At 73.9% G+C, this 20274-nt stretch carries 20 protein-coding genes; 10 read left to right on the top strand and 10 right to left on the bottom strand.

The genetic code is table 11. The annotated features are described in order from the left end of the window. Position 1: 1 nt before the first annotated feature. The 7 genes from tatC to BRM3_RS12000 all read left to right on the top strand — a co-directional run bounded on the left by tatC (position 2) and on the right by BRM3_RS12000 (position 8423). Positions 2-868, top strand: a complete 867-nt coding sequence (gene tatC / locus BRM3_RS11970; protein ID WP_263593530.1) for a twin-arginine translocase subunit TatC — start codon at positions 2-4, stop codon at positions 866-868. Beyond that, positions 865-1815: a diacylglycerol/lipid kinase family protein gene (locus BRM3_RS11975; RefSeq protein WP_263593531.1), complete on the top strand. Its 951-nt coding sequence runs from the start codon at positions 865-867 to the stop codon at positions 1813-1815. Before tatC ends, BRM3_RS11975 begins: the two co-directional genes overlap by 4 nt. Continuing rightward, positions 1812-4679: a DEAD/DEAH box helicase gene (locus tag BRM3_RS11980; protein WP_263593532.1), complete on the top strand. Its 2868-nt coding sequence runs from the start codon at positions 1812-1814 to the stop codon at positions 4677-4679. The genes BRM3_RS11975 and BRM3_RS11980 overlap by 4 nt, the downstream gene beginning before the upstream one ends. After that, complete coding sequence (locus tag BRM3_RS11985) at positions 4676-5404, top strand: amidohydrolase family protein (RefSeq protein ID WP_263593533.1); 729 nt, start codon at positions 4676-4678, stop codon at positions 5402-5404. The genes BRM3_RS11980 and BRM3_RS11985 overlap by 4 nt, the downstream gene beginning before the upstream one ends. After that, positions 5401-7062 (top strand): apolipoprotein N-acyltransferase, encoded by a 1662-nt coding sequence (gene lnt / locus BRM3_RS11990; protein WP_263593534.1) that lies wholly within the window; start codon positions 5401-5403, stop codon positions 7060-7062. Before BRM3_RS11985 ends, lnt begins: the two co-directional genes overlap by 4 nt. Then, a complete protein-coding gene (locus BRM3_RS11995; protein WP_263593535.1) occupies positions 7059-7817 on the top strand; it encodes a polyprenol monophosphomannose synthase in 759 nt (252 codons plus the stop codon). Before lnt ends, BRM3_RS11995 begins: the two co-directional genes overlap by 4 nt. 72 nt (positions 7818-7889) lie before the next feature. Further along, positions 7890-8423: an FxsA family protein gene (locus BRM3_RS12000; protein ID WP_263593536.1), complete on the top strand. Its 534-nt coding sequence runs from the start codon at positions 7890-7892 to the stop codon at positions 8421-8423. Between the two features lie 109 nt (positions 8424-8532). Here the strand turns inward: BRM3_RS12000 and BRM3_RS12005 are convergent, their stop codons facing one another. From BRM3_RS12005 to BRM3_RS12030, 6 genes are all read right to left on the bottom strand, one after another. Then, complete coding sequence (locus BRM3_RS12005) at positions 8533-8883, bottom strand: RNA polymerase-binding protein RbpA (protein WP_263593537.1); 351 nt, start codon at positions 8881-8883, stop codon at positions 8533-8535. A gap of 101 nt (positions 8884-8984) precedes the next feature. After that, positions 8985-9779, bottom strand: a complete 795-nt coding sequence (locus tag BRM3_RS12010) for a glycerophosphodiester phosphodiesterase family protein (protein WP_263593538.1) — start codon at positions 9777-9779, stop codon at positions 8985-8987. After that, the gene (locus BRM3_RS12015) at positions 9751-10695 is read right to left on the bottom strand and encodes an SURF1 family cytochrome oxidase biogenesis protein (protein WP_263593539.1); all 945 of its coding nucleotides are present in this window, start codon (positions 10693-10695) and stop codon (positions 9751-9753) included. The genes BRM3_RS12010 and BRM3_RS12015 overlap by 29 nt, the downstream gene beginning before the upstream one ends. Continuing rightward, positions 10692-11024, bottom strand: a complete 333-nt coding sequence (locus BRM3_RS12020; RefSeq protein ID WP_263593540.1) for a DUF3099 domain-containing protein — start codon at positions 11022-11024, stop codon at positions 10692-10694. Before BRM3_RS12020 ends, BRM3_RS12015 begins: the two co-directional genes overlap by 4 nt. 110 nt (positions 11025-11134) lie before the next feature. Then, positions 11135-11650 carry a hypothetical protein gene (locus BRM3_RS12025; protein ID WP_263593541.1) on the bottom strand — a complete coding sequence of 172 codons (516 nt, stop codon included), beginning with the start codon at positions 11648-11650 and terminating at the stop codon, positions 11135-11137. Then, the gene (locus BRM3_RS12030) at positions 11647-13074 is read right to left on the bottom strand and encodes a hypothetical protein (protein ID WP_263593542.1); all 1428 of its coding nucleotides are present in this window, start codon (positions 13072-13074) and stop codon (positions 11647-11649) included. The genes BRM3_RS12025 and BRM3_RS12030 overlap by 4 nt, the downstream gene beginning before the upstream one ends. Positions 13075-13311: 237 nt before the next feature. On the opposite strand from BRM3_RS12030, the gene BRM3_RS12035 reads away from it, so the two are divergent. Together BRM3_RS12035 and BRM3_RS12040 are read left to right on the top strand one after the other, a co-directional pair. Next, complete coding sequence (locus tag BRM3_RS12035; RefSeq protein WP_263593543.1) at positions 13312-14037, top strand: beta-ketoacyl-ACP reductase; 726 nt, start codon at positions 13312-13314, stop codon at positions 14035-14037. 4 nt (positions 14038-14041) lie between these two features. Continuing rightward, entirely contained in the window at positions 14042-14563 is a 522-nt protein-coding gene (locus BRM3_RS12040; RefSeq protein WP_263593544.1) for a SixA phosphatase family protein, read from the top strand. Positions 14564-14645: 82 nt separating this feature from the next. On the opposite strand, the gene serB is transcribed toward BRM3_RS12040, so the two are convergent. Then, positions 14646-15308 carry a phosphoserine phosphatase SerB gene (gene serB / locus BRM3_RS12045; RefSeq protein ID WP_263593545.1) on the bottom strand — a complete coding sequence of 221 codons (663 nt, stop codon included), beginning with the start codon at positions 15306-15308 and terminating at the stop codon, positions 14646-14648. Beyond that, a complete protein-coding gene (glgC, locus tag BRM3_RS12050; RefSeq protein ID WP_263593546.1) occupies positions 15305-16549 on the bottom strand; it encodes a glucose-1-phosphate adenylyltransferase in 1245 nt (414 codons plus the stop codon). The genes serB and glgC overlap by 4 nt, the downstream gene beginning before the upstream one ends. A gap of 80 nt (positions 16550-16629) precedes the next feature. Here glgC and glgA point away from each other — a divergent pair, with 80 nt between their 5' ends. After that, positions 16630-17838 (top strand): glycogen synthase, encoded by a 1209-nt coding sequence (glgA, locus tag BRM3_RS12055; RefSeq protein WP_263593547.1) that lies wholly within the window; start codon positions 16630-16632, stop codon positions 17836-17838. A gap of 87 nt (positions 17839-17925) precedes the next feature. Here the strand turns inward: glgA and BRM3_RS12060 are convergent, their stop codons facing one another. Together BRM3_RS12060 and BRM3_RS12065 are read right to left on the bottom strand one after the other, a co-directional pair. Next, positions 17926-18717 (bottom strand): hypothetical protein, encoded by a 792-nt coding sequence (locus BRM3_RS12060; protein ID WP_263593548.1) that lies wholly within the window; start codon positions 18715-18717, stop codon positions 17926-17928. After that, positions 18714-20243: a ribonuclease catalytic domain-containing protein gene (locus BRM3_RS12065; protein ID WP_263593549.1), complete on the bottom strand. Its 1530-nt coding sequence runs from the start codon at positions 20241-20243 to the stop codon at positions 18714-18716. Before BRM3_RS12065 ends, BRM3_RS12060 begins: the two co-directional genes overlap by 4 nt. Positions 20244-20274: the final 31 nt, after the last annotated feature.

Raw genomic sequence — 20274 nt, forward strand, 5'->3', positions numbered from 1 at the left:
CGTGGCGCGTGAGAAGAAGAGGCGCCGCCCCAAGGACCCCGAGGGGCGGATGTCGCTCGGTGAACACCTCACCGAGCTGAGGAACCGGCTCGTCTGGTGCGCACTGACGATCGTCGCGCTCAGCGTCGTCGGCTGGTTCATCTACCCGTGGGTGTTCGAGTATCTGCAGCACCCCTTCGTCGAGGCCCGCAGGCTCGGGCTCAAGGCGAGCATCAACTTCAACGGCGTCGGCAAGGGCCTGAGCGCCCAGCTCGCCATGTCCGCGTACATCGGCCTCATCCTGTCCTCGCCGATGATCATCTTCCAGGTCTGGCGCTTCGTCACGCCCGGCCTGCACAAGAACGAGCGACGCTACACCCTCGGCTTCTTCGGCTCGGCCGTGCCGCTGTTCTTCATCGGCTGCACCGCCGGCTACTTCATGATGAACAAGGCCGTGCCGATCCTCATGGAGTTCACGCCCAAGATCGAGGGCGTCCAGCAGATCATCGACTACAGCGACTACCTGACGCTGCTCGTGCGGACGGTCCTCGCCTTCGGCATCGCCTTCACCCTGCCCGTCGTGCTCGTGCTGCTGAACTTCCTGGGGATCCTGCCCGGCCGCTCGATGCTCAAGGCCTGGCGCTGGGTCACCCTGGTGTGCTTCGCCTTCACCGCGATCATGGTGCCGACGCCGGACCCCTTCACCATGATCTTCATGGCCCTCCCGATGGTCGCCCTGTACTTCGCCGCGGTCGCGATCTCGATCGTGCACGACCGCCGCCGCGCCAAGGCGCTCGACGACATCCCCGATGACCGGGCCTCCGTCATCGACGACGAGGTCGAGCCGATCGAGGCCCCGAGCTCCCTCGACGAGGTGGATGGCCGGTGAGTCGACTGCGCGTCGGGCTCCTCACGAACCCCACCGCCGCATCCGGCACCGCACATCGGGTGGGCCGTCACGTCGCCCATCTGCTCCGCCTCGCCGGGATCTCGGTGGTCGACGTGAGCGGACCTACCGCCCACATCGCGCACGCCCGCGCCGTCGTGCTCCGTGACACCCTCACCGCGCTCGTCGTGGTGGGCGGGGACGGCACGATCTCGCTCGGCGCGGACGTCGTCGCCGGCACCCCGGTGCGCCTCGGCGTGGTCCCCGCCGGCTCGGGCAACGACTTCGCCCGTGCCCTCGACCTGCCGGTCGGCGCGCCCGAGGAGTCCGTCCGCCGCATCCTGCAGGCCATGTCCCGCCCCGTCGTCGCGATCGACGCGATCGAGATCTCCTCCGCCCTCGAGGACGGCCCGCCCAGCCGCTCGCTCGCCGTCGGCAACCTCTCGCTCGGCTTCGACGCGCTCGTCAACGCGCGCGCCAACCGCGCCCGCCGCCCGGGCTCCGCCCGCTACACCGTGAGCGTCGTGCAGGAGCTGCGCCGCTTCTCGCCGATCCCGTACTGGATCGAGGTGGACGGGGGAGAGCGCGAGGAGGTCGACGCGTCGCTGCTCACGCTGTGCAACACGGGCGTGTTCGGCGGCGGCATGCGGCTCGTGCCCGATGCGCGCGTCGACGACGGCGCCCTGCGCCTGGTCACCCTGGCCGGCCTCGGCCGCGCCGACCTCGTGCGGTTCTTCCCCCGCGTCTACCGCGGCACGCACACCGACATCGCCGGCTTCGACGTCCGGCGCGTCCGCGAGATCACGGTGGGGCTGCGCGACGGCAGGTCCCTGCGCACGTACGCCGACGGCGACCCCCGCGCGCTGCTGCCCGTCACGGCCCGCGTGCTGCCCGGGGCGGTGCGCATCCTGACCGAGCTCCGGGCGCCCGCCGGATCGGCCTGCCCGTGAGCTCGCCGTCCGAGCAGTACGCGAGCTGGAGCGCGCAGCAGCGTCTCGAGCACACCGAGCTCGCCCGGTTCCGGGCCCGCTTCGGCTTCGACCTCGACCCCTTCCAGGTGGACGCGTGCAGCGCCCTCCAGGACGGCCGCTCGGTGCTCGTCGCGGCGCCCACCGGTGCCGGCAAGACGGTCGTGGGGGAGTTTGCGGTCCACCTGGCCCTCGCGGCAGGGCGCAAGGTCTTCTACACGGCGCCCATCAAGGCCCTGTCCAACCAGAAGCACGCCGAGCTGTCCGCCTGGCTCGGGGCCGACCGGGTGGGGCTGCTCACGGGCGATCTCTCGCTGCGCCCCGAGGCGGACGTGGTCGTGATGACCACCGAGGTCCTGCGCAACATGCTGTACGCGCAGTCCTCGACCCTCGACAACCTCGGCTTCGTGGTGATGGACGAGGTGCACTACCTCGCCGACCGGCTGCGCGGGCCCGTGTGGGAGGAGGTCATCATCCAGCTGCCGGACACCGTCCAGCTGGTGTCGCTCTCGGCGACGGTATCCAACGCCGAGGAGTTCGGCGCCTGGCTCCACGAGGTCCGCGGCACGACCGCGGTGATCGTCTCGGAGACGCGGCCGGTGCCGCTGTGGCAGCACGTCGTCGTCGACGGCGAGCTCGTGGACCTGTTCGTCGACCGCACCGGGCGTCCCGTCGTGTCCCACGGTCCCGGCGCGCGCACCGAGCGGGTCGTGAACCCGGCGCTCGAGCACCTGCCCTCCGTGCGCGCCGAGATCGGCGGCCACGGCGGATCCGGCCGCTCGGCCGCCGGCCCCGGCCGGTCCGGGCGGCGCGGCACCCAGGGGCGTCACCGCCGTCGCGGGCATCCCCAGCGTCAGGAGGCGCCACGGGGCGGTCGCCCGCACGGCGGGGGAGGAGCGCTCCAGCGGGCGCCGCGGCGCCCCGATCTCGTCTCCCTGCTCGACGACGAGGGCCTCCTGCCCGCGATCTTCTTCATCTTCTCGCGCGCCGGCTGCGACGCCGCCGTGCGCCAGTGCACGATGGCCCGTCTGCGCCTGACGAGCCCCGAGGAGCAGCGCACGATCCGTGCCGTGCTCGACGAGCGGCTCGCCCAGATCCCGTACGAGGACGAGGACGTGCTGCAGATCCCCGCCTTCCGCCGCGCCGCGGAGAACGGCTACGCCGCCCACCACGCGGGCATGCTGCCGATGCTCAAGACGGTCGTCGAGGAGCTGTTCGCGGCCGGCCTCGTCAAGGCGGTGTTCGCGACCGAGACCCTCGCCCTCGGGATCAACATGCCCGCCCGGTCCGTCGTGCTCGAGAAGCTGTCGAAGTTCAACGGCGTCGAGCACGCCGACCTCACGCCGGGGGAGTACACGCAGCTCACGGGCCGCGCCGGGCGTCGCGGCATCGACGTCGAGGGCCATGCGATCGTGGTCGCGGGTCCCGGCTTCGACGCCGACGCGGTCGCGTCGCTCGCCTCGCGCCGCACCTACCCGCTGCGCTCGGCGTTCCGCCCCACCTACAACATGGCGGTCAACCTCCTGGACCGCTACGATGCGCGCACCGCGCGCGAGAGCCTCGAGATGTCCTTCGCGCAGTTCCAGGCCGATCGCGCCGTGGTCGGCCTCGCCCGCCGTGCCCGCGAGCTCGACGACACGATCGAGGCCTACGCGGGCGCTCTGCGCTGCGATCGCGGCGACATCCACGAGTACGCCGAGATCCAGGCCGCGATCACCGAGCGCGAGAGGACGCTGGCCCGGGAGCGCGCCGCGGGGGACCGCGAGCGCACCCGCTCGGCCCTGCGCTCGCTGCGGCGCGGCGAGGTCGTCGCCCTGCCAGGCGGGAGGCGCCAGGGCTTCGCGGTCGTGGTCTCGGTGGATCGCGACACCCTGGGCGGCCCCGAGGCTCTCGTGCTGACCACCGAGGGCCGTCTGCGCACGCTCCGCTCCGCCGACGTGCCGAGCCCCCCTGCCGTGATCGACACCCTGCGCATCCCCGCGCCCGACCGGCTGCGCAAGCCCAAGATCCGCAAGGACACGGCGGCCGCGCTGCGCGAGCGCCTCGCCGGGCGCCACGACGACCCGCGCGAGTCGGTGCGCCGTCCCGGTCGCGCCCCGTCGACGGCGGCCCGCGACGAGGAGCTGCGCGCGCTGCGGGAGCGTCTGCGCGAGCACCCGTGCCACGACTGCCCCGACCTCGACGCCCACCTCCGCTGGATCTCGCGCATCCGCTCCGTCGAGAAGGACCGCGCGTCCGTCATGCGACGCGTCGAGGGGCGCACCTCGAGCCTCGCGCGCCAGTTCGACCACGTGTGCGCGCTCCTGACCGAGCTCGGCTATCTCACGGGCGACGACGAGGACCTCCACCCCACCGAGAGCGGGCGCCGCCTGCGCCGCCTGTTCTCCGAGCGCGACCTCCTCGTGGCCCAGTGCCTCGAGGCGGGCGCCTGGTCGACCCTCGACGCGCCCGCCCTCGCGGCGATGGTCTCGACCGTCTGCTACGAGGCGCGACGCGACGGCGTCGACGGCGCCGAGCTGCCCGCGGACCCCGCCTTCGTCCATGCGCTCGAGCAGACCCAGCGGCTGGGCGAGCAGCTCGCCGCCGCGGAGCGCCGCCACGGCCTCGAGGCCACGGCCGCGCCCGACGCGGGCATCGCCGCGATCATGCACCGCTGGGCCCTCGGGGAGCACTACGCGGCCGCCGTCGGCGCCACCGGCCTGCCCGCCGGCGACTTCGTGCGCCAGTGCCGGCAGGTCATCGACCTGCTGGACCAGCTCGTCCCCCTTCCCGCCATCGGGCCCGTCGCCCGCACCGCCATCGACCGCGTCCGCCGCGGCTTCGTCTCCCAGGAGATCGACCTGTGACCACTCAGCTGTACACCGGCATCATCCTCTACTCGGCCCAGGACCCGGAGGCCACCGCCCTCCTGGTCGACGGCGACACGATCGCCTGGATCGGTCCCGAGGACAGCGCCCTGACCCTGTTCGGCGACGCCGAGCGCCACGCGTGGGAGCTGTCGCTCGTGACGCCGTCGTTCGTCGACGTGCTGCCGACGGTCGACGGCTCCGCCCCCGCCGAGGACTGGCTCGAGGCGGCGTACGCGCGTGGCGTGACCGCGGCCGTGCCGGGAGCGGCGGGCATGCGCGACGGGGTGCTCGCGGTCGCCCCCGCCGCCGCACCAGGCACGCCCTATCTCGGGCTGCTCTCCGAGGGCACCCCGCTCGCCTTCGGCTCGGGCGGTCCCGAGCACGCCGAGCCGTGGTCCTGGGTGCGGGCGGCCGCCCACGAGGGGCCCGAGACCCAGCGCATCAGCGATCGTGCCGCCTTCCTCGCGGCCACCCGCGGCGGGCGACGCCTCGCGGGCATCCCTCACCCCGGGTCGCTCGTGCCCGGCGCCCCGGCGACCTTCGTCGTGTGGGAGCCGTGGGACCTGACCGTGCGCGGCCAGGACGAGCGCATCCAGACCTGGTCGACCGACCCCCGCTCGCGCACACCCATGCTGGCCGACCTGACCGAGGGCGCGCCGCGCGCCCTGCGCACGGTGGTCGACGGCCGCATCGTGTTCGACCGCGCCGCGGAGGCCTCGTGACGACGACCGCGCACCGGCGTCGGCGCCGCGGCCGCGACGCCGACGCGGACGTGCAGGGCGCCGCCGACGGCGCGCGCGGGAACCGCGGCACGATCCGCGCCACGCCCTGGCCGGTCGCCCTCGTGCTCGCGGTCGCGGGCGGCCTCGCCGCCTGGCTCGCGTTCCCCCCGTACGACCTCTGGTTCCTGCTGCCGATCGCCCTGGCCGCGCTCGACGCCGCGATCCTCGTGCGTCGCGCCGCGCTCGCGGGTCTGCTGGGCCTGATCTGGGGCTTCGCCTTCTTCCTGCCGCTGAGCCAGTGGGCCAACATCTACGCGGGCCTCGCGCCCTGGGCGGCCCTGGCCGTCGTCGAGGGCCTCTTCTTCGCGCTCTACGCCCTGCTCGCGCGCGCGGTCCTGATCCGGCGCGGGGTCGGGCTCTCGGGCTCGCTCGTCGTCGCGTGCCTGTGGGCGGGCGTCGAGGCCCTGCGCTCGCACGTGCCGTGGGGAGGTCTGCCCTGGGGGGCGTCGGCCTTCGCGCTCCAGCACTCGCCGCTGCTGAACCTGGGCCCCTGGATCGGCACCGCGGGGCTCGCCGCCGTGGTGGCGCTCGTGGCCCAGCTGCTGCTGGCCGGAGCGCTCGCGCTGCTCGGGCGCCGCCCGGGCCGTCGGGCCCTGCGCGGCCTCTGGCCGGTCGGGACCGCGGCGTTCGTGGTGCTCGCGTGCCTCGTGGTGCCGTCGCCGCCCAACCCGCGCGTCGAGGGCGACTCCACGATGCGGATCGCGGGGATCCAGGGCAACACGCCCCGGATCGCGGCCCAGGACCTGACCATGCCCGACGAGATCTTCCCGCACTCCCTCGAGCTGACCTCGCAGGCCGCCGCGGACGCCCGGGCCGACGCCGAGCCCCTGGACCTGGTGGTCTGGCCGGAGGGCTCGGCCGGCTGGGACCTCGAGCACGACCCGGCGGGGGCGGCCGCGGTGACCGCCGCGGCCGCCGACGTGCAGGCGCCCCTGCTCGTCGGCACCCAGACCCCCGGCCCCGACGAGACGCGCTACAACATGTCGCTGCTGTGGACCGCCGAGGGCACCGTCGCCCAGAGCTACGCCAAGCGCCATCCGGTGCCCTTCGGCGAGTACATTCCCGCGCGCGGGCTCATCCGCCACCTGAGCGACAAGGTCGACCTGGTCTCGCGGGACATGCTGCCGGGCGACCGGGTGGGCGTCATGGACGTCGACGGGCGTCGGGTGGGCGTGCTCATCTGCTTCGAGATCGCGTACGAGAACCTCGTCCAGGACACCGTCGACGCGGGTGCCGACGTGATCGTCGTGCAGACCAACACCGCCCTGTTCGGCGACTCCGACGAGGCCGCCCAGCAGCTCGCCGAGGCGCGCGTGTTCGCCGTCGTGAGCGGGCGCAGCGTGGTCCAGGTCGCCACGGTGGGGGAGTCGGCGATCATCACCCCGGACGGCCGCGACCTCGCGCGCACCGGGCACTGGGTGCCCGGCACGGTGACGGCCGACGTCCCCCTCTACGCCGGCATCACCCCGGCCATGGCCGCGGGCCCCTGGATCGCGATCGCCCTCGGCGCGCTCGGCGCGGCCGGTCTGCTGCTGTCCCTTCCCCGTCGCGCGCGCGTGCTCGCCGCGCGACCCGTCCCGTCCCGGAGGACTCGATGACCGACGCCCCCCGCATCCTGGTCGTGATCCCGACCTACGACGAGCGCGAGGCCCTGCCGGGCACCCTCGCCCGGTTGCGCGCCGCCGTGCCCCGCGCTGACGTGCTCGTGGCCGACGACGCCTCGCCGGACGGCACCGGGCGCTGGGCCGACGAGCGCGCCGCCGAGGACCCGGCCGTGCACGTGCTCCACCGCCGGGGCAAGGAGGGCCTCGGCCCCGCCTACCTCGCCGGGTTCCGCTGGGGCCTCGAGCGCGGCTACGAGGTGCTCGTCGAGATGGACGCCGACGCCTCCCATCGTCCCGAGCAGCTGCCCGCCCTGCTCGAGGCCGTCGCCGCCGGCGCCGACCTCGCGATCGGCTCCCGCTGGGTCCGCGGCGGCCGGGTCCACCGGTGGCCGCTGCGACGCCTGCTGCTCTCGCGCGGCGCCAACGTCTACACCCGTCTGGCGATGGGGCTGCCCGTGCACGACGCGACCGCGGGCTTCCGCGCCTTCCGCGCCGACCTCCTCCGGTCGCTCGTCGGGGAGGACATCGCGAGCCACGGCTACTGCTTCCAGGTGGACATGACCCGGCGCAGCGTCGCCCACGGCGCCCGCATCGTCGAGGTCCCGATCGACTTCGACGAACGCGTCGAGGGCGTCTCGAAGATGAGCTCGTCGATCGTCACCGAGGCGCTCGTCAAGGTCACCGTGTGGGGCCTCCAGCACCGCACCCAGCGCCTTCTCGGACGCCTGGGCTACCGTGGGCGGAGCTGACACGTCGATGCGCAGGACCGGGTGACGTCCCCTGCGTCACCCGCCGCACGACATCGCAGGTGAGAGGGAGCCATGAGCAGGAGCGACGACGACACGCGCGAGGCACGCGGCGCGACCCTGGTGCCGCTCGGCATCATCCTGGTCGGGATCGTCGAGCTCGTGGGCCTCGCCCTCCTGGGCTCCTACACGTCGCTGTGGTGGGTCCTCGGGGTCATCCTCGTCGGCTGGATCGTGGGCCTGGCGCTCCTGGTCGCCGCGGGGCAGCAGTCCTTCGTACGGCTCCGCTCGCTGATCCGCGCGGTCCGCGGCCGCGGTGACGTCAAGGACCACATGAGCCGTCCCGCCTTCACCCTGCTCGCGGCGCTGTGCTTCTTCTTCCCGGGCCTGCTGACGGACCTCATCGGCCTCGTCCTGCTGGTCACGCCCGTGCAGAAGCGCGTCGCGCGCACAGTCGGGCTCTCGTCGCCTCCCGGAGCCCGGCGGGTCCTGTACCGCAACTCCCGCGGCGGCGTGATCGACGGCGAGATCGTGGTCGAGGCCGAGCGCACCGACCGGGCACGCCCCGGCAGCTCGCCCGACGAGCCGCCGGTCATCACCCAGGACTGACCGCCGCAGGGCCGGCCCGGCGGCACCGGGCCGCCCGCACGGACGACGACGCCCGGTCCCTCTCGCGAGGGACCGGGCGTCGTGTTCTCCCGGCGTGGCCGGGAAGGCGTCAGAGGGTGCGGCTGGAGTGCAGACGACCCGCGCGCAGCAGCTCGAGGCGCTGGTCGAGGAGGACCTGCAGGTCCTCCTCGCTGCGGCGCTCGAGCAGCATGTCCCAGTGCGTGCGCTGAGGCTTGCCGGGCTTCTCCTCGGGCTTCTCGTGATCCCGCAGCACCGCGGTCGCGCCGCAACGGCACTCCCACGTGGCGGGGACGTCGGCCTCGACGGAGAACGGCAGCACGATCGTGTGGTTGTTGGGGCAGTCGTAGACCGCCTCCTGACGCGGGGCGGCGAGGACTCCCTCGTCGGTCTCCATGCTGAGCGATCCGAGGCGCGTGCCTCGCAGGCTGCGACTGTTCATGCGGCGATCGGCCTTCCTGACGATGTCGATGGTGGTCCGGTATCTGCAACCCCGCGGCGGGGAGGATTGTTCCCCGCGGCCGGGGCGCGTGGCGCGGGCCCTCAGCGGCCGAGCAGGCGCGCGAGGAGATCGGACCGATTGGTCACGATACCATCCACCCCCAGCTCCACCAGCTCGCCCATGGCCTGCTCGTCGTCGATCGTCCACACGTGGACCTCGCACCCGGCGCGGTGGGCGAGCGCGATCGAGCGCGGGCTCACGATCGGGTATCCGCGGTGGCGCCTCGGCACCTGGAGCGCACCGTACGGGCGCAGGAGCGCCGTGACCGACCGCTGGGGCGCGCCCGTGGCGAGCAGTCCCAGGAACGCGGCGATCGTGCCCACGGAGGGGCTGCGCATCGGCGTGACGCCCGTCAGGCGCCGCACCGCGCGGACCGCGGCGGCGGCCGTGCGCCCGTCGAAGCTCGTGACGCACACCCGGTCCGCGCTGCCCGTGCGGGCGATCGCCTCCGCGGCGGGGACGACGGCCGCGCGGGTCTTGACGTCGATGTTGACGGGCACGTCGAAGCCGCCGAGCACGTCCTCGAGGCGGCAGAGGGGCGCCAGGCCGGCCACCCGGAGGCCGGTCGCCTCGGCCGCGCGGAGATCGCCCACGCGCCGCGCATCGCCCGTCAGGCGCCGCAGGTCGGGATCGTGGACCGCGAGCGCGACGGCGTCGGCGGTCGCGTGGGTGTCGGTCTCGAGCATGTCGGCGCCCGCGTCGAGCGCCGCCTGGAAGGCGCGCATCGTGTTCTCGGCGCCGTCGAGCGCGAGGCCCCGGTGCGCGATGATCCGCGGGCGGGGGCCAGGCAGGAAACGGCCCGGGCGGTCAGCGGGTGCGGTCGTCGAGGAGGGCATCCTCGTCCTCCTCGTCCTGGGAGCGTCGGCGCGGCGCCGTGCGCACCGCGGTGGGAACGGGGCGCGCAGCGCGCGACGAGCGCGCGGCGCGGGGCAGGGCCGTGACGACGTCCGCGGACGGTCCGTCCTCGCGGCTGCCGGTCTCGGTCCCGGACTCGTCCTCGCGCGCCTCGAGCACGGCGCGGCGGGCGCGGATCACGAGCGCGACCGGGAAGAACAGCGCGAACAGCCACCACTGCACGGCATAGGACAGGTGCGGGCCGAGCGAGGTGTCGGGCTTCTCGGGGTGGGTGGGCACCGGGGCCGAGGGGTGCTCGCTCACGAGCTCGCCGTAGGCGCCCGTGTAGAGCCCGGTCAGGCCGGGCACCTGCTCCGCGGCCAGCTCGGGCGAGACCGACTGGATCTGCCCGGCGGGGTTCGTGCGGTCGGCGAGCACGGGCTCGGCGGGCCGCATCCTGACCACGATCCGCTCGTCGCCGGTCGGCGCGGGCGGCGGATCGAGGGGCAGGCTCTGCGTCTCCTCGGTCGGCACCCAGCCGCGGACCACGAGCAGGGTCCCCTCGTCGGTCCGGAAGGGCACGAGCTGGAAGAAGCCGGTCTGCCCGTTGTAGGGGCGGTTGCGCACGTACAGCACGCATGCCGGGTCGGTGCAGTACCGGCCCGTGAGCTCCGCGGTGCGCCACTGCTCATCGGCCGGGAGCGCGGAGGAGGGGGAGGCGAGCAGCTGATCCAGGGCGGCGGGCTCGGCGTCGTAGTTCGCGGCGATCAGGTCGGCGCGCGCCGACTTCGTCTCGTAGCGGCCGAACTGCCACAGGCCCAGCAGCACGCACGCGATGATCGCGACGACCACGCCGAGCGCCGCGAGCAGCCACTGCCGGTCCAGGAGGACCCGCCACGGGGCGCGGCTCGCGCTCATCGTCCGTCCTCGTCGGGCCCGGGGTGCTCATCGTCCACGTCGCCCGTCCTACCATCTGCGTCCTCGTCCTGCTCGTCCAGGAAGTGCACGGTGCCGTCCTCGTCGACCACGATCGCCCGTCCCGGGCGGGGCGCCTCGTCGTCGCCGGCGGTCAGCAGCCGGTCGTGGGAGGCCGGCGTGACGGGCTCCTCGGTGCTCGTGGCGATCGTCGCGTCGTTGGCCATGAGCACCGCGATGTAGGGCAGCAGGACGGCTCCGACCAGGGCGACCATCTTCCACCAGCCGGGCAGGAAGGGGATGGACAGGAAGCACACCATGCGGATGGACATCTGGATGGTGTAGACCCGGCGCCGATGCGCCACGTCCTCGCTGCGGGCGAAGGGGACGGGGTCCGAGGACGGCCGCGGGGGGCCGGCGGAGCCGGGACCGAGCTCGGGAATCACGCGGGCGCTGCCGACACCGCCGCGCCCTCCGTGGTGGTGCCGGGCGGACCGGACACGGCCGAGGCGGGCGCGAGCGACTGCGCGGGGAGGTCCTCGTGGGCCAGGTGCACGAGCCGCACGAACAGCAGGGCGGTGGCCACGGCCACCAGCAGACCGAGCACGGTCACCACGATCGTGACGGCCACGCGCAGACGCGGCCGCGCCGGGCGGTCCACGGCGGGCGGGAAGCCGTAGTCCTCGTCCTCGAGCTGGTTGTCCGACCACATGCCGGGGTTCACGACGGTCACGGGGTACTGCTCGATGCGGGGGCGCACGCGCGCCCCGCTTGCGGGGATGTCCTCCGACTCCGCGAGCGGGGCGGCGTCCGCACGGGTCCGGGCCTCGTCGGCCCACAGACGCCACCCCGCCGGAACCGCCCCCCAGGAGCGGTCCGGCGTCCACCCCGCCGGCGGGGCCCATCCCTCACGGGGAGGCTCCGGCCAGTGGGGAGGCGGGTTGAACGTCTTGGTCACGCGGGGACGTCCCAGGTGGCGGGATCGCCGCTGTACGGGGCGTACTGGAACTTCAGACCGCCGTTGCGCTGGATGTCGTAGACCACGCGGATCGAGTACTCCTGGCCCGCCGAGATCGAGTCGGGCGCATCGAAGTCGAGCCCGGCGTCCTTGAGCGAGAACGACGCGGTGGCCGGGTCGATCGAGCCGCCGTACGGCGTCACGACGGTGAACTGGAACGGGTTGAGGTCGATCGTGCCCTCGTCCGCGCGGGCCCAGATCGTCGCGACCAGGTACTGGCCGTTCTGCGGGGCGTCGATCGGGCCGTACTCGCCCTCGAGCTGGTCGGCGCCCTGCCACGCCAGGGACACCTTCATCGCGCCCTTGCCGTCGTCCGAGGTGATCGCCATCTCGGGGGCGGACGGGTCGACGCTCGGTAGCACGGACGGGGTCACGACGGCGTCGGCCGAGTCCGTGGTGGCGTCGTCGGTCGTCGTCTCGGTGGCCGTCTCCGTCGGCGTGTCGCTCGTCGGGGCCTCGGTCGTGGCCGTCGCGCTCGTGGTGGTCGGGTCGTCGCCGCCGCTGTTGATCGCGTGGATCGCGAGGAAGCCGATCAGGCCGATGATGAGGGCCAGCACGAGCAGGATGATGCAGCCGATCCACCAGAAGCGGGCGAGGAAGCTCTTGCCGGGCTTCTCGGGGCCGCCGGGGCCGCTCGGGGAGCCCTGCCACTGCGGCGCGGAGTCCGAGGCCGAGGCGGCCGTGTCGGGGCCGGACGCGGCGTAGCCGGGGGCCGGCGAGGACGGGCCGTAGCCGCCCGGCTCGGGCGAGGACTGACCGTACGGGGCGCCCTGTCCATAGGCGGGCGCGGGGGACGGCTGGCCGTAGGCGGGGGCCGGGGACGGCTGCCCGTACGCGGGTGCGGGAGCGGGGGACCCGTAGGCCAGGGCCGGGGAGCCGTAGGCGGGGGCCTGCGAGCCGTCGCCGCCCGCACCGGGCGCGGACGCCGCGTCGCCGCTCGCCGGTGGCTCGGGGGCGGCCGCCGCGGGGAAGGGGTCGGTCGCGGCGGACTGCCGCGTGGCGTCGGGATCGAAGGCGTCGGCGTGAGCGGGCTGCTCGGCGGCGGGAGCGGCCGGCTCGGCGTCGAGGTCGGCGGCCGGCTCCTGCGGGGCGGGCGCAAGGGCCTCCTCCTCGGTCACGGGTCGCTCGACCTGGTCGGTCGAGTCCTCGGCGAGGGGCGCCGGGGCGCTCTGCTCGGTGCCGGCCGGCTGCTCGGGCGCGGGGGCGCCCTCGGGAGCCGTCGCCGGGGCGTCGGCCTCGGAGACCCAGAAGTTCCAGCCGTCCGGGGCCGGGCCCCAGGAGGGGTCCGGCTGCCAGCCGGGCGGGGGCGTCCAGCCGGGTTCGTTGACGGGCCAGTTGGGGGGCGGGTTGAAGCGGTAGGCCATGTGTTCGATCTTCCCTGGTGTCGTGTCGATCTTCGTCCCGACCCGTGCTCGGGCACCTGCACCCGTGGTCGTGAGCCGTCGGCGCCGACCGGCGCAGCGCGACGGAGGGACGCCTGGGCGGCGAAGAGTGTCCCGGGCCGTATCGTAGAACACACCGCGCGCGCGTGACCGATCGCTTCCACGGCGGCAACGCGCCCGACCTGCACACACGTCGCACACACGTCTAGGAGCACCCGCATGAACGTCCCCTCCTCCGAGCCGCGCAGCGTGCTCATCACCGGCGGCAACCGCGGCATCGGCCGCGCCATCGCCGAGGAGTTCGTCGCGCGCGGCGACAAGGTCGCCGTCACCAGCCGCTCGGGCTCGGGCGGTCCCGAGGGCGCCCTCACGGTCGCGGCCGACATCACGGACCCCGCCTCCCTCGACGCCGCCTTCGCCGAGGTCGAGAAGGAGCACGGGCCTGTCGAGGTGCTCGTGGCCAACGCGGGGGTCACCGACGACCAGCTGCTGCTGCGCATGAGCGACGAGTCCTTCGAGACCGTCGTGGACACCAACCTCACCGGCTCGTTCCGCACCATCCGGCGCGCCATCAAGGGCATGATGCGCAAGAAGAAGGGCCGCATCGTGCTCATCAGCTCGGTCGTGGGCCTGTACGGCTCGCCCGGGCAGGTCAACTACGCCGCCTCGAAGTCGGGCCTCGTCGGCATCGCCCGCTCGGTCACGCGCGAGCTCGGCAGCCGCGGGATCACGGCCAACGTGGTCGCTCCCGGCTACATCGACACGGACATGACGGCGGCCCTGCCCGAGGATCTGCAGAAGCAGTACCGCAGCGCGATCCCGGCGGGCCGGTTCGCCGACCCGTCGGAGGTGGCGCGCGTCGTGGCGTTCCTCGCGAGCGACGATGCGGCGTACATCTCGGGGGCCGTGATCCCCGTGGACGGCGGCCTGGGCATGGGACACTGACCCCATGACTTCATCCGACCCCGACAGTCGCATCCTGCTCCTCATGCGCCACGGCAAGGCCGAGAGCGCGGGCGAGCAGGACTTCGACAGGGATCTGACCGCACGCGGCCACCAGCAGGCACGACTCATTGGCGACTACCTCGAGTCCCAGGGGGTGCGCCCGTCCCGCGTGTTCGTCTCCTCGGCTGCCCGCACCCGGGAGACGTGGCAGAGCGTCGCCGCCGCGATGCCGGGCTTCGACGGCGAGGTGACGTTCGCCGACGAGCTCTACCATGGCGGGCCGCCCGAGGTGGTCGACCTGCTGCGCGGCGTCGACGACGACCGGGTGGTGATGGTCGTCGGCCACGAGCCGACCATGTCCGTGCTCGGGCATCTGCTCGCCGACGGCGACTCCGACCCGGGCGCCGCCGCACAGGCGCGCATCGGCCTGCCCACGGGCTCGATGTGCGTCCTGTCCGGGCCGCTCGACTCGTGGAGCGCGTTGGGCGAGGACGCCCTCGCGCTGCTGACGGTCGTCCGCGGCTGAGCACACCAACGCGCCCGGGCGGCGGAGCCGTCCGCTCCGCCGCCCGGGCGCGCAGGTGCATGCCCCGCGTCATCGGCACCGCTCAGGCGGCGGCCGCACGCTCCATCCAGGGCCACGCCTCGAGCAGGCTCGGCCCCTCGAGCTGCACGTCGGCCACCGCGCGCAACGCCGGCTTGGCCCTGAACGCGATGCCCGTCCCGGCGAGGGTGAGCAGGTCGATGTCGTTGGCGCCGTCCCCGAGCGCGACGGTGCGCTCGAACGGGACCTCGTAGCGCTCGGCGAGCTCCCGCAGGGTGCGGGCCTTGGCGGCGCGGTCCACGATGGGGCCGGCGACGCGTCCGGTGAGCGCCCCGTCGCGCACCTCGAAACGGTTGGCGAGCACGTGGTGCACGCCCGTCTCGGCGGCGAGCGGATCGATGATCTCGTGGAAGCCGCCCGAGACGAGCGCCGTGACCCAGCCCTCGGCACGGGCGCGCGCGAACAGGTCGAGCGCGCCCGGCGTGGGCACGAGGGCCTCGCGGACCGCGGCCAGGACGCCCTCGGGCAGCCCCGCGAGCGTCGCGACCCGCTCGCGGAGCGAGGCCGCGAAGTCGAGCTCGCCGCGCATGGCACGCGCGGTGACCTGCTCGACCTGCTCACGGGTGCCCGCGTGCTCCGCGACGAGCTCGATCACCTCTTGGGTCAAGAAGGTCGAGTCGACGTCGGAGACGAGGATCCCGGCGGGACGACGATCGGCCGCGCTCACGCGGGGTCGATGACGGTGCCCTTGCCGACCACCGTGATGCCGGACTCGGTGACCGTGAAGCCCCGGGCGCGATCCTGCTCGGCGTCGAGGCCGATCTGGGTGCGCGGCGGGACCACGACGCCCTTGTCGATGATGGCCCGGTGGATCTGGCAGTGGCGTCCGACCTCGACGCCGTCCATGAGCACGGAGTCGGACACCGAGGCCCACGAGTGCAGGTTCACGCCCGGCGACAGCACCGAGTTGGAGACCTGCGCCCCCGAGACCACGACCCCCGGCGAGACGATCGAGTCGACGGCCGTGCCGACGCGCCCCGGCCCCGCATGCACGAACTTGGCCGGCGGCACGTTGCGCGTGCCCGCGAACACCGGCCACTGGTCGTTGTACAGGTTGAAGACGGGATGGATCGAGATGAGGTCCATGTGCGCGTCGTAGAACGAGTCGAGCGTGCCGACGTCCCGCCAGTAGTCGCGGTCGCGGTCGGTCGAGCCCGGCACGTCGTTGCGGATGAAGTCGTACACGCCCGCGCTGCCCTGGCCGACGAAGTAGGGCACGATGTCCCCGCCCATGTCGTGGGCCGAGTCGGGGTTGTCGGCGTCGGCGGTGACGGCGTCGACGAGGGCGTCGGCGGTGAAGACGTAGTTGCCCATCGAGGCGAGGATCTGGTCGGGGGCGTCCGGCAGTCCGGGCGTGTCGGTGGGCTTCTCGACGAAGGCCTTGAGGCGGGTGGGGTCCTCGGGGGTGGTCTCGATGACGCCGAACTGGTCGGACTGGTCGATCGGCTGGCGGATCGCGGCGACGGTGCACGCGTTCCCCGAGGCGATGTGGTCGTCGAGCATCTGGGAGAAGTCCATGCGGTAGACGTGATCGGCACCGACCACGACGACGTAGTCGGGCTTCTCCTCGCCGACCAGGTTGAGGGACTGGTAGATCGCGTCGGCGCTCCCGAGGTACCAGTGCTTGCCCATGCGCTGCTGGGCCGGCACGGGCGCGACGTAGTTGCCGAGCAGGGAGCTCATGCGCCAGGTCTGGGCGATGTGCTTGTCCAGCGAGTGGGACTTGTACTGGGTGAGGACGACGATGCGGAGATATCCCGAGTTCACGATGTTGGACAGCGCGAAGTCGATGAGACGGTAGATGCCGCCGAACGGGACCGCGGGCTTGGCGCGATCATGCGTGAGCGGCATCAGCCGCTTTCCTTCACCGCCGGCGAGGACGATGGCGAGAACCTTCTTGGTGGGCATACCCAGGAGGATAATGGTTCCGTAAGGCAGATCACATCACTGTCCGTCCGTGGGGACGGAACCCGACCGGAAGGACACCCATGCGCGTCGACCTGCTCACCAAGGAGTACCCGCCCGCGGTCTACGGAGGCGCCGGCGTGCACGTCGCCGAGCTGACCCGCGTGCTGCGCGAGCACATCGAGGTGCAGGTGCGCTGCTTCGGCGACCCGCGCGACGAGGCCGACGTCACCGCGTACGCGACGCCCGCCGAGCTCGGCGAGGCCAACGCCGCGCTGCAGAACCTGGGCACCGACCTCGAGATCGCCGCGGACTGCGGGGGAGCGGACCTGCTGCACTCCCACACCTGGTACGCGAACTTCGCGGGGCACACGGCCTCGCTCCTGCACGGCGTCCCGCACGTGCTCTCGGCGCATTCGCTCGAGCCGCTGCGGCCGTGGAAGGCCGAGCAGCTCGGCGGCGGCTACCGCCTCAGCTCCTTCGCCGAGAAGACGGCGTACGAGGGCGCCGCCGGCATCATCGCGGTGTCCGCCGGCATGCGCGACGACATTCTGCGCGCCTACCCGGCCGTGGACCCGGAGAAGGTCCACGTGGTCCACAACGGCATCGACGTGAGCGCGTGGCAGCCCAACGAGGCGACCGACACCCTCGAGCGCTTCGGCATCGACCCGGACGCCCCGACCATCGTCTTCGTCGGCCGCATCACCCGGCAGAAGGGCCTGCCGTACTTCCTGCGCGCCGTGCGCCGCCTGCCCGAGGACGTCCAGGTGGTGCTGTGCGCGGGCGCCCCCGACACACCCGAGATCGCAGCCGAGGTCGACGGCCTCGTCGCCGAGCTCCAGCAGACCCGCGAGGGCGTGCACCTGATCTCCGAGATGCTGCCGCGCGACCAGCTCACCCAGATCCTCACCCATGCGACGACCTTCGTGTGCCCGAGCATCTACGAGCCCCTGGGCATCGTGAACCTCGAGGCGATGGCGTGCGGGATCCCCGTCGTCGCCTCCGCGACGGGCGGCATCCCCGAGGTCGTGGTCGACGGCGAGACCGGCTACCTGATCCGCTTCGACCAGCTGACCGACGGCACGGGCACGCCCACGGACCCCGAGCGCTTCATCGCGGACATGGCCGACGCGCTGACCCGCATGGTGTCCGACCGCGAGCGCGCCGCCGAGATCGGGCGCGCCTCGCGCGAGCGGGCCGCCGAGCACTTCTCGTGGGAGTCGATCGCCGAGCGCACCCTCGAGGTGTACGCGACCGTGATCCGCCAGTGGGAGCAGCGCGAGGGCGCCTGACGCCTCCTGGCCCGGGAGCGCGGGGCCGGCACGCCGTGGGAGCGACGTGCCGGCCCCGCGCCGTGTCCAGGGGGCCGGGACGTGCGGTCAGATCGCGCTCGCGGCCTCGGCGACCTCGACCACGGCCTCGCGGGAGGCATCGCAGAGCTGGCGCAGCAGGGCGATGCGGGCCGTCTCCTCCTGGAGCCCGACGGCGCCCGTCCGCGTCCCGGCGAGAGGGCCGGTGAGCGCGCCGAGCTCGGCACGCGTGAGCAGCAGCGTGCGTGCCGCGAGACGCAGCAGGTGCGCCTGGGCGTCCTCGAGGTGCGGCGGCGCGGTCGTGACCGTCCAGTCGTCGGGCAGGTAGGCCGTCGCGATCGGCTCGTCGGGCACGAGGTCCAGATGCACGGTCGAGTCGGCGGCCCGGCGCAGCGCCGCGAGGAAGGCGGGCCGGGCGCCGGCGGCGCCGCCGGCCGGGGGCACACCCCGGTGCGGCGCCTCGAACTCGGTCCAGCGCACGACGATGCCCTCGGCGCCGGCGGAGCCGATGACCTCCGTGACCGGCACGAGCGTGTGCTCGGAGAACCCGGCGGCGGTCACGACGAGCGCCTGCCCGGCCTCGAGGGCCGCGGTGTTGGCGGCAGGAGGGCCGACGAGCCCGGCGATCCGCCCCGGCGCCGGCAGCAGCGGGCGCAAGGACACGATGGGCAGGGAGCGGATGCGCGTCATCCAGTCGAACAGGTCCACGCCCAGCTGCTCGACGTGGCGATGGCCGAGACCGCGGGCATGGTCCCGGGCGTCGTCGGGCGCCGCGTCCCCGCGGGCGTAGGCGGCGCTCCACAGGGCCAGGGCGACGGTGCGCGGGAGGGGCAGCAGGTCGCGGGCGGGGCTGCCCGTCACGACGCGTCCGCCGTCTCGTCCGCGGTACGACCCGCTGCGGGGGCGCCCGTCGCCGAGAACCGGGTGGTGCGGGCGTCGATGTCGACGCCGTCGAGCCGGACGTGCACGACGGCGCCCACCTCGCCGGAGATCTCCGCGAGCCGCGACACGGGGGGCTCGTCGAACTGCAGCAGCGAGGTGGCGGGGCGGTCCTCGGTGGCCTCGCGCGTCTCGAGCACCGTGCCCGTGAGCTCGCGGCCCACGAGGGGCGCCAGGGCGAGCACCTCGACCAGGTCGAGGGCCTCGCGCTCGAGCGTGCCGGCGCGGCCGGACGTCTCCTTCATGGCCTCGGGGATCAGGGGCAGCGCCGCGCGCAGGCCGGCGGGAAGCGCGGTGCCGGCCAGCAGGTGATGGCAGGTGAGCAGCACGAAGCGGTCGACGAGGCGGCGCAGGGGCGCGGTCGTGTGCGCGTAGGGGGCGCCGATCGCGGCCTGGGCGCGGTCGGTCTCGTCGGCCGGCAGCTCCTCCGGGCCGGTGAACGCGAGGTAGCCGGCGCCGCGGAAGAGCGAGGCGGCCTGGTTGAGCAGGGCCAGGTGGCGGGGCACGGACGGGTCGAGGGTGCGCAGGAAGGTCCCGTAGGGGACGTCGTCGCCCCACGGCTGGCCGAGGGCGCGGGCGGCGGCGCGCAGCCGGCGCACCGAGGCGTCGTCGGCGGGCGGCATGGTGCGCAGGATGCCGGCGCCGCCGTCGATCATGACCTGGGCCGCCGCCATGCCCGTCATGAGGGACAGCTGGGCGTTGGCGTCCTCGATCGGCAGCGGAGCACGCCACTGCAGTCGGATCGAGCCGCCGTCGGCGATCACCTCCTGCTCGGGCAGGTTCAGGCTCGCCCCGCCCCGCTCGGCCTCGAGGGCGCGGCGTCGGTCCCCGATCTCCATCAGGAGCGTCATCATCGGGTGAGCGCGCCCGGCGTCGAGGTCGCTCTGGACGGCGTCGTAGGCGAGCTGGGCGCGGGACCGCACGACGGCGCGCTCGAGAGCGGTCGAGGTGACGACGCCCTGCGCATCGAGCGTGAAGCGCCAGACGAAGGCGGGGGCCTCCTGGTCGGGCAGGAGCGAGGCCGCGCCCTCCGAGAGCGCCTCGGGGTGCAGAGAGATGCGCCGGTCGGGCAGGTAGACCGTCTGTCCGCGGCGTCGGGCCTCGGCGTCGATCGGACCGTCGAGGGCGACGAACGCCGGGACGTCCGCGATCGCGTACAGCACCGTGTACCCGCCGCGCCCGTCGCCGCCGCGCTCGAGGTGCATCGCCTGGTCGAGGTCGGTCGAGGAGGCGGGATCGAGGGTCACGAACTCCACGTCGGTGCGATCGACGCGCTCGATGCCGTCCTCGCGCCAGGAGGCGGCGGCCCGGTCGGCGGCCTCGAGCACCTCCGGGCCGAAGGCGACGGGCACGTCCGCCCGCTCGACGAGGGCGTCGAGGTGCCCCCGCAGGAGCTCGAGCGACACGGCGCCGTCGACCGGATGCAGGGACACGGGAGGCAGGGCCACGGTTTCCTCCGGAGGGCGGACGGCGACGGAC

It is taken from the genome of Brachybacterium huguangmaarense (genome assembly GCF_025725725.1).
Lineage (GTDB): Bacteria > Actinomycetota > Actinomycetes > Actinomycetales > Dermabacteraceae > Brachybacterium > Brachybacterium huguangmaarense.

What these genes read in the sequence shown, in the direction of transcription:
- glgC (WP_263593546.1), bottom strand. Translation starts at nt 16,549, where the DNA reads ATGCCCACCAAGAAGGTTCTCGCCATCGTCCTCGCCGGCGGTGAAGGA.
- BRM3_RS12040 (WP_263593544.1), top strand. Translation starts at nt 14,042, where the DNA reads ATGACTTCATCCGACCCCGACAGTCGCATCCTGCTCCTCATGCGCCAC.
- BRM3_RS12010 (WP_263593538.1), bottom strand. Translation starts at nt 9,779, where the DNA reads ATGCCCTCCTCGACGACCGCACCCGCTGACCGCCCGGGCCGTTTCCTG.
- BRM3_RS12000 (WP_263593536.1), top strand. Translation starts at nt 7,890, where the DNA reads ATGAGCAGGAGCGACGACGACACGCGCGAGGCACGCGGCGCGACCCTG.
- glgA (WP_263593547.1), top strand. Translation starts at nt 16,630, where the DNA reads ATGCGCGTCGACCTGCTCACCAAGGAGTACCCGCCCGCGGTCTACGGA.
- BRM3_RS12020 (WP_263593540.1), bottom strand. Translation starts at nt 11,024, where the DNA reads ATGTCCATCCGCATGGTGTGCTTCCTGTCCATCCCCTTCCTGCCCGGC.
- BRM3_RS12030 (WP_263593542.1), bottom strand. Translation starts at nt 13,074, where the DNA reads ATGGCCTACCGCTTCAACCCGCCCCCCAACTGGCCCGTCAACGAACCC.
- BRM3_RS12035 (WP_263593543.1), top strand. Translation starts at nt 13,312, where the DNA reads ATGAACGTCCCCTCCTCCGAGCCGCGCAGCGTGCTCATCACCGGCGGC.
- BRM3_RS12015 (WP_263593539.1), bottom strand. Translation starts at nt 10,695, where the DNA reads ATGAGCGCGAGCCGCGCCCCGTGGCGGGTCCTCCTGGACCGGCAGTGG.
- BRM3_RS11995 (WP_263593535.1), top strand. Translation starts at nt 7,059, where the DNA reads ATGACCGACGCCCCCCGCATCCTGGTCGTGATCCCGACCTACGACGAG.
- BRM3_RS12005 (WP_263593537.1), bottom strand. Translation starts at nt 8,883, where the DNA reads ATGAACAGTCGCAGCCTGCGAGGCACGCGCCTCGGATCGCTCAGCATG.